The sequence below is a fragment of the Candidatus Glassbacteria bacterium genome (assembly GCA_019456185.1).
GTDB lineage: Bacteria > Gemmatimonadota > Glassbacteria > GWA2-58-10 > GWA2-58-10 > JAJRTS01.
This window is the reverse complement of sequence record VRUH01000014.1, coordinates 39,730-48,282: the sequence shown is the minus strand read 5'-3', so window position 1 is coordinate 48,282 and position 8,553 is coordinate 39,730. Positions and strand designations below refer to the sequence as shown.

7 protein-coding genes and 2 pseudogenes (2 of these 9 cut by a window edge) are annotated in these 8,553 nt (G+C 56.3%); 6 read left to right on the top strand and 3 right to left on the bottom strand.

Translation table 11 applies throughout. The annotated features are described in order from the left end of the window. Positions 1-437: pseudogene (locus FVQ81_07525) on the bottom strand (sodium:alanine symporter family protein) (it extends 22 nt beyond the left edge of the window). Positions 438-591: 154 nt separating this feature from the next. Between FVQ81_07525 and FVQ81_07520 the strand changes: the two are divergent. From FVQ81_07520 to FVQ81_07510, 3 genes are all read left to right on the top strand, one after another. Beyond that, positions 592-1,221 carry a dTDP-4-keto-6-deoxy-D-glucose epimerase gene (locus FVQ81_07520; protein ID MBW7996400.1) on the top strand — a complete coding sequence of 210 codons (630 nt, stop codon included), beginning with the start codon at positions 592-594 and terminating at the stop codon, positions 1,219-1,221. Between the two features lie 110 nt (positions 1,222-1,331). After that, a complete protein-coding gene (locus FVQ81_07515) occupies positions 1,332-2,039 on the top strand; it encodes an epoxyqueuosine reductase (protein MBW7996399.1) in 708 nt (235 codons plus the stop codon). Positions 2,040-2,346: 307 nt separating this feature from the next. After that, entirely contained in the window at positions 2,347-3,606 is a 1,260-nt protein-coding gene (locus FVQ81_07510) for an HD domain-containing protein (protein MBW7996398.1), read from the top strand. Positions 3,607-3,616: 10 nt separating this feature from the next. Here FVQ81_07510 and FVQ81_07505 read toward each other — a convergent pair whose 3' ends face one another. Beyond that, positions 3,617-4,414, bottom strand: a complete 798-nt coding sequence (locus FVQ81_07505) for a class I SAM-dependent methyltransferase (protein ID MBW7996397.1) — start codon at positions 4,412-4,414, stop codon at positions 3,617-3,619. 1 nt (position 4,415) lies between these two features. After that, a complete protein-coding gene (locus tag FVQ81_07500; protein MBW7996396.1) occupies positions 4,416-5,762 on the bottom strand; it encodes an oligosaccharide flippase family protein in 1,347 nt (448 codons plus the stop codon). Between the two features lie 414 nt (positions 5,763-6,176). On the opposite strand from FVQ81_07500, the gene FVQ81_07495 reads away from it, so the two are divergent. The 3 genes and pseudogenes from FVQ81_07495 to FVQ81_07485 all read left to right on the top strand — a co-directional run. Further along, positions 6,177-6,926, top strand: a complete 750-nt coding sequence (locus FVQ81_07495; protein ID MBW7996395.1) for an SDR family oxidoreductase — start codon at positions 6,177-6,179, stop codon at positions 6,924-6,926. 18 nt (positions 6,927-6,944) lie between these two features. Then, positions 6,945-7,424, top strand: a complete 480-nt coding sequence (locus tag FVQ81_07490; protein MBW7996394.1) for a damage-inducible protein DinB — start codon at positions 6,945-6,947, stop codon at positions 7,422-7,424. A gap of 28 nt (positions 7,425-7,452) precedes the next feature. Then, positions 7,453-8,553, top strand: a pseudogene (locus tag FVQ81_07485) (hypothetical protein); it runs 84 nt beyond the window's last position.

Sequence of the window (8,553 nt, the reverse complement as noted above, 5' to 3'; positions counted from 1 at the left end):
TTGACCCTGAAACTGACCGAGAGATATGTTTCCACGTAAATCGTCGACATTCCCACCAGGGCGGTCATCCACATCCAGAACAGCGCACCGGGTCCGCCGAGATGAATTGCGGTGGCGACTCCGGCGATATTGCCCATCCCGACCGTGTTGGCCACAACCGAGGAGAGCGCCTGATAGGGCGAGATGTCTCCCTCTTTAGCAGCGCCGGACTCCCTGCCCGCTGCTCCGGCGAACAGCATGGCCCATGAGGCTTTGAATTTCCTGATCTGGACGAACCCGGTGCGAAGGGTAAGAAAAATGCCGGTTCCCAGCAGCAGAACGATCAGCCAGGGGCCCCAGACCAGGCTTTCGAGAGCGGCAAACAGGCTGACTAGATTGTCCACGGCAGGCTGCCTGTGAGGTTGTGGAGAGGTTAATGTGATCGAGACGCAACTCATAAAGTGGTGGGCTTTCTTTGCGATAGCAAGAAGTAATCGCCTCGCTGTTCTGCCGGTCAGACACCTCGGCGCCAACCGGCTTGACTGCCTTGCAGGCGAATGGTAACTTGATCCCTGTCCGCCGTGGCCCTTAATAACAGACCGGTTTAGCAGAATGAAAATTCTCGAAATCAAATCCCTGGCTTTGCCCGAAATCAAGGTGGTCCGGTTCGGCCGGTTCCACGATGAGCGCGGGTTTTTTAGCGAAACCTTCCGAAGCAGCGATTTTACCGCAGCCAACGGGTTGGGGTTCCTTGAGGGGGAAACGTTTGTCCAGTTCAACGAGAGTTTTTCGCGTACCGGTGTAGTCCGTGGGCTTCATTTTCAGTGGCAGCCGCCGATGGGCAAGCTGGTGCGTACACTCTATGGCCGGATGGTGGACCTGGCGCTCGACATTCGCCCGGGTTCGCCGAGGATGGGGAAGATTATCGCCTACGAGATGCCCGGAGCCGAGGACCGCGATTACGACGAGTGGATCTGGGTCCCGCCAGGATTCGCCCACGGGAATTTTTTCAGCGCGCCGACCCGTATCGAGTATCTCTGCACCGCCGTCTATAACCCGTCATGCGAATCCGGAGTCAATCCGCTGGACAGGGAGCTTGACTGGAGCCTGTGCGATAAAACGCTCGCCGGTGAGTACCTTGATTTGATCGGCGGAGAACCGGTGATATCCGCTAAGGACAGGGAAGCATGCTCGCTGGCGGAGTGGATGGAGCGTCCGGAAGCGAAGACTTTCAGTTGCTGAGAAGTGACTGTTTCATAATAAAGTGTTGCTCCTTGCATTCCCATCCTCAAGCACGACCGTCAGGATTACCCTCGAAAGGTTCCCGCAGGAAATTTTCAGGGGGTTGGATTATGACAGCCGGCGAGCTCGGCAGTAAGCTCGATTCATATGTTACGGAGCGGGGAGCTGCGTTCACCGCGTTTGCTGATCTCGGTATCCTGCCCGCCGGGTCGAGAATGGGCCTGCCCACTGGTGTGCTGATCGGGCTGGCCCTGGCCCCGGAGATTGTCGCCGGGATCGGGCGCGGCCCGACTCCGGAGTACGCCGCCGAGTACAACAGGGCCAATGAGAAGCTGGAATTTTTGGCGGAAGAGTGCGCCGCTTTTTTAATCGGCAACGGCTACAGGGCCGAACCGGGGAAACCGTCGATGTACATCCGCGACCGCAGCGCTCTGAAAACCGATCTCCCACACAAGACCGTGGCCACGCTGGCCGGGGTGGGCTGGATCGGTAAGTGCGCGTTGCTTGTCACCCGTCGCTGGGGATCGGCGGTCCGCTATAACGTGGTGCTCACCGATGCTCCGCTGCCGGCCGGAACGCCACTGCTGGAGTCCGAATGCGGGGACTGTATCCGCTGTGTCGAGGAGTGCCCGGCCGGTGCTCCGCTGGGCGTGGAATGGAGGGCCGGGATGGAGCGGGAGGAACTGTACAATGCAGTCGCCTGCCGGGACTGCGCCCGCCGGCTGGCTGTGGCGATAGGATCCAACCGGACAATCTGCGGGATTTGCATTGCCGCCTGCCCCCATACCGAAGCGTATATCTCACGTAACGGCGGGTAATCGCGCGCAGTCCGCCTTTTGAGCAGATCATCTCCCGGATAATCTCCGCCAGTACACCATCAGGGTCTTTCGCCGGAACCTGTATCATTAATTCAGGTGAATAAATAAATCGCTGTTTTCCCGTCCATGACAGCCGGATGGTTACCTGTTTTCCTGTTAAATCATAACATAGAGTTATTTGCTCTAAAGCGGCCACTTTGAAAGTCATATTTCAAGATCCATAAAAAAATATGTAATTTCATTCTTGTTAATTGGTCCGCACAAGCTTAAATATAACTCGGCTGTACAAATTTCTTTCTAAAAAATCATGAAAAATGGATCGGTAATGCTGTTGCTTACAGACCACCTGGTTCCCGGCATGAAACTGGGACGGGATATCGAGCTTAAGGCGGGCAGTTTTCTTATCACCCGCAGAGAGTTGGCCGACGGGCAACTGACCCCGAAGGTTATCGAATCGATCCGGAAATTTTCCGACCAGTTCGTACCTGTTCCAGACAGGGTAGTGGTGGACGACGACGATTTCGTCTTGCGCCACGTGCACAAGATCCTCTCCGAAGACCTGCACCGGATCATGGACCAGGTGACCTCCGGCAAATTCTACCCCAACTTCCTCTCCGACGGTCAGATTCAGGTTAAAGTGCTGCGGGTTATGGAGATGCTGTTTTCCAATCCCGGTATCGTCAAGATAGCCTACGAGTCAAAATTCAACAGCGAAATTTCCAGGCGTCCCGCCGAGCTGATCGCGGAGCATAATATACGGGCTGCCCTGCTCGCGCTGGCCCTGGGGCTGAAAATGGGCTGGACCATTATCGGGCTGATGAGCCTGGGCACGGCGGCCCTGCTTCACGATATCGGCCTGTTCGATCCGGAACTCAGCGATTGGATGCAGAGGCTGGATGACTGCTCGGAGGAAGAGGTGCGGGAATTCGTTGAAGCACACCAGCAGAAAGCCGCCGAATTGCTGGGACAGCAGGACCTGTCGGTCGGCAGCTACCATCGGGCCGAAATTCTCAACATTATCTCCGGGCATCACTGCCCCGACCACGATGAAACCAGCAGCCGCAGCGCCCTGCTGTTTTATTTCGTCGAACTGGCGGACGAGATGGTATCGGCCCTGCCGCACGGGCTGCGCTACAATTTCACCGGTCAACAGATCAAGATTCTGGGTGAGCGTTTTCGCCGCCGCGTTGGGCTGGTCGATCTGTTGAGCGGCCTGAACCGGCTGTTTCGCGGTGAGGGCGGGCTGCAGATGGAAATTGTCACCAATCTGGCCGGCCTGTTTGATTTGGATGAAATACTTGTCGAGGATTTCTCGGGCAAGCTGAACGAAATTATCGAGTGGTGCCCCTATGATTCAGCCGCCGCCAATCCTCCGGCCGACGGGAATCACATGCCCCGGACGATATATTGCAGGCGCAGCAGCGAGGAAGGGTTCAGCTGCGAGCACATGGTTTTCGTCAACGTTGAGGTTACCGACCGCAAAGGCGGATCCCGCGCATTCCTCAAGTGCGCCACCCTGGATGAGCGGCTTAGAGACCTGGTTGGCAAAGACCGCCAGTTGCAGTAGCCGCCCAAGGTTATGATGCAGGGCGTTTGCGAGCTACCAGGGCTATGTATGGAGAAAAACAGGAAGAGGGTTTAAACAGGTATTGAGCTGTGTTTTCCATTGCATATAACAGGGCGCGAGTTGTCAGGTCAACTGGCTTCCCGAGGCCCCGGGCAGCCTCGCGCAAACCGGTGTGACCGAACCCCAGCCTGCCATAGTAACCGGCTTCTACGATTTCACACTCCGAACAGGCAAGCGCCTCGCCTGTCAATTGTTCCAGACTGATTACCCGGTGAACACTGTACGTTCGCGGGTCCAGTTTTTTTAGGATTTTTCCGTACAGGCCCTGCAGGTTGGGCACGGTTACTATTACCAGGCCCCCCGGTTTTACCAGTTCTAAATGTCGTTGAATAATTAGCTCGCCGTCAACGAAGTGCTCCACCAGGCCGAAACTTGCTATAATATCCCAGCTTTCATTTGAACCCGGATCGTATTTGAACAAGTCCGCGTTTATAATTTCACTCTGGATATTTTCCCGGGCGAGGTTTTTTTCGGTTGCCCGGCAGCAGGATTCCACATATTCCATTCCACTGACCCGACAACCGAAATGAGTGGCGAAATACCAGAGAAAACGTCCCGGATAACACCCCAATTCCATAAATCTCTTTCCCCGTGTGCCGGGAAGGCAACGCACGAAAAGTTTATGCAGGTCGCTGAAGTTCCGGGTGCGTGGATTCAGCCTGATATCCATCTCTCCGGCTTCGGCCCAGAATCGCTTCCAGTGTTCCCGGCCCGCCAGATCCCTCGGCTCTTTGGTTTCTCTGTCCAAATTAACCTTCTCCGTTTAGCTGGCGCGGTGGAAGATGGCTGAGCCCCAATACAGGATAAATGCCCACTTTTTTCCGTATCATGATAACCGAAACCGTATTCCAGAGTACGGTGGTAATGCCTGTGGCGCAAGCCGCGCCTGCCATTCCGTAAGCAGGGATCATAATAAAATTAAGCGTACAGTTCAGTACCAGGGCGGTAAACATTAAAAGTCCCAACAGCCGTTCATGCCCGGTCATTGTGAGCAGAAATCCAGAGGGTCCTGTCAGGGCGTTAAACAATTGAGCTCCCGCCAGAATAACCAGTACCTGGTAGCCGCGCGGAAATGCCGGGCCGAATACTCCAAGTACCAACTCGCCGAACAGGACCAGAGCAAGAAATATAACAGCCGAACAAGCTGACGAGATAACAATCGTTAAGTGGACAATACGCTGCAGCTTACTGGCCTGGCCAGATGAATAAAGCTCGGAAATCAGCGGAGCGGCAATCACACTGGCTGCCTGGATGAAAAAGCTGACCAACCAGGCAAGTCTCACGCAGACGGCGTAGATGCCGGTGGCTTCCTTGCCCGCCATGGGCTCGAGCATCAAGATATCCACCCGGTTCATCAGAATGTACTGGCCGGAAACCAAAAGCATCCCGACCCCGACTATTATCCATTCTTTCGGCCGAAGCACAGTTACAGCCTTATTTACCTCCCCGGGAACACTACGGGCCAGAAGCGTGATAACCGATACTATCGCCACGACATTGGCCGCTACAGCGCAGAGGATAGCATGGCCGCTGTCTAACTGGCTGGTGATTGCTAAGCTGGCTGTCAGGAAAGTAATCAGCGCAAGTGGATAGATTATTCTGGAAGAAATTTGGCCCAGGGCTGGATATTTCAATCCCTGCAGGGCGGACTCCCTGACTGCCAGCAAAGGAATCAAGGGCATGGCCAGCGCCCCCACTGCCAAACCTTCGCGCACCTCGGCGTCAAACACAAAGCTGTACCTTTGGAAAACAAGCCACAGTCCGGCTCCGATCAGGCAACCCAACGCGGCTGCCAGAGTACCGCTGAATCGCAGAATACCCTTTAGCTCGCTGAATCTGCCGGAACTGCGGTAAGCTGCCACAAATCTCAGGCAGACAGCATCCTGGCCGAATTTAGCGGCCACGCTGAGAATCGCCAGTGTCTGGAACACAAAGGCGTATACACCGTAAGCTGAGGGGCCCAGGTTGCGGGTCAGCAATACCTCTGCGCCAAGGGCCGCTATAAGACCGAAAACCTTGACCGCAATCGAGCTGATCGAACCACGGGCTAAAGACAAATCTGTCTCATCCAGCTTTTTCAAGAGTTTGTTAAACATTCATTCAACAGATAAAAGAGGATGATTGTCAGGCCCGATTATGGCCTCGACTCATTATTCCATAACATATTTGCTCTTATTAATTTATGCATAGTGACAATGGAAAAAATCTTCCCAATTAATAAAAATCTGAATTCAGAATAATTATCCATTTAAAGATGCCTATAGTTTATCGGAGAATTGCCGCGCTGGCTATATAATTTAGCCAATGTCATCTCTTCGTAAAACATTACTGTACTGATGGAGAGTCCGGGGCAGGTCGTCCAGCAAGTTGTTATCGCGTAAATGAGACTTTTTTCTGGTATATCTTCTTTCCGGAGTTTAGCTTCAGCCTAAGTCAGCTTGATTGTTTAATGACTGTTAGCGGGTTATATATTGGATGGATGGAGTTTGTAATTGATGGATATCGGGCGTATGTTCGACTTGTCAGGTAGGGTTGCGCTCGTTACCGGCGCCAGCCGCGGAATCGGCAGGGCGGTGGCGGCAGGCCTGGCAAGCGCCGGGGCCGACGTGGCCGTGGTGAGCCGGGGAGAGGCGCTCGCTGAAACCGGCGCGGAAATCGAGAAGCTGGGCCGCAGGACGCTGGTCATGCGCGAGGACCTGGCCGAGCCTGAAACCGCGGCAAAGGTTGTCGGGCGGACGGTCGAGGCAATGGGCAGGCTGGATATCCTGGTCAACAACGCGGGCACAACCCGGCGCGCTCCCTGCGAGGATTTTTCCGACCGGGACTGGAACGCGGTGATGCGGATCAATCTCGACGCTGTCTTCCGTCTCTGCCGCGAAGCCGGCAAAGTAATGCTGAAACAGGGCTACGGGAAAATAGTTAATATCGCCAGCCTGATGAGTTTCCAGGGCGGCTGGACAACCCCGGCCTATACGGCCAGTAAGCACGCCGTGGCCGGACTGACCAAAAGCCTGGCCAACGAGTGGTCATCGCGCGGAATCACGGTCAATGCGCTGGCCCCGGGATATGTGAAAACAGAGGTCACGGAGCCGCTGCTGGCTGATCCGGTGCGGCGGCCGAAAATCGACGAACGGATTCCGCAGGGCCGCTGGGCGGAACCCGAGGACATGGTGGGTCCCGTGCTGTTCCTGGCTTCCGATGCCTCGGCCTATGTACAGGGCCACGTGCTGGTCGCGGATGGCGGCTGGCTGGGCCGCTGAGTATAAGGTGGTGAGAACGTGAAACAACTGATCGAAAAGCTCTACGACTGGAACTTCTGGGGAAACCGCCGTGCCCTGGAAATGCTGCGCGAAAACGGCGGGGGTACTGAAAACATGCTCGGGCTGATGTCCCATATCCTGGCCAGCGAGCAAATCTGGCTGACCCGCCTTCAGGGTGAGGATTCTTCGTATATCGAGATCTTCCCGGCGTTCGACGATGAGCGGTGCGCGGCCGTGCTGGACGGGAACGAGAGAGATTGGCGGAAATACCTGATGGCGCTCGAGGGGGAGAAGCTGTTCTACCTGCTGAAATATAAAAACCAGTTCGGGGTTGAATATGAAACCGCCGTCGCGGACATCCTGATGCACGTCAGCTCCCACGGCCACTACCATCGGGCGCAGATTGCAGCCGCGGCCCGCCAGGCCGGCTGGAAAACGGTTAACACGGACTATATCTCGTTTGTACGCGAGTTGGAAAGAGCCGGCAGAGCGCATTAGCGCCCGGCCAATAATAGAGGAGGGCTGGATGAAACGCGGTGGTTTGGTGATAGCGGTGGCAGCGATTCTGTTATCTCTCTCGATGAGCGGCCTTCGGGCACAGCTACGCGGACCTCTGGTGGTCTCCGACCGCTGGCCGGAGTGCACTGACCTCAAAACCTGGGCAGACGATATCTGGCGGCTGGATGGGGTAACCGACGGTACGGAAAAGCAGAAGGCCGTTTCACTGTTTCACTGGCTAAGGTTGTTCAACCGGCTCAACTGCGAGGCCCGCGGCGGGATGACCCACGCTTTCGAGGGCCCGTTCGGCAAGGAGACCAACGCCCGCGACCTGCACAAGCACCTGTTTGTCTACGGCTGGGGCTTCTGCGACACCCACAGCATTATCGCCGAGGGCGTCTGGTGCGAGTACAAGGGTGACGAGAGCGCGGGAGACCGGGTGATCTGCCAGCACAAAAGCGGCGGCTACCACACGATGTACCGGCTGATGATCGACGGGAAACCGGGCGCGTTCGACGCCCGTTACGGCTATTACCTGATCGAGAAGGATACGCCGGACGCCCGGATTCTGGACTGGGACGGGATCGGTGACGACGCCAATATCCGGGCCAACATGAAATACGAAAACCGCTGCCGCCCGTTCTTCGAGTTGCCCCAGCACGAGTTCGAGCGCGCGCTCTGGCTCAAGCCCAAGCCCGTGTTCAAGAGCGAGGCCGCCTGGCGCGCCGCCGGCGCAGAACCCGAAGTAGTGTTCCTCGATCCGAGGTACAAGCTCGGTACCGAATACCACGAGATGGCTTTCAGTCTGCCGCGGGGCACGAAAATCGAGCGGTACTGGGACAACAGGATGAAACAGTGGTTCGTGCCCGGCCACGAGAGCCTGAGCGACCAGTTTCTGCCTGAGGGCCGTTTTTACAGGGTGGGGGCCAGCGTACCCGGGGCCGACGGTGAAAAGAACGATCCCAATTTCAGGCGCATGAAACCCTATCTGACCAGGGTGCCGGAGGGGATGGGTTATCCCGAATACATCGAGGGCGATCTCTCGCTCGGTCAGGCCTGGGGCCGGATAACCTGGGCGCCGGAGTTGGCGGCGGGGCATATCGCCGACGCAGTGGTGGCCGGCGAGGGG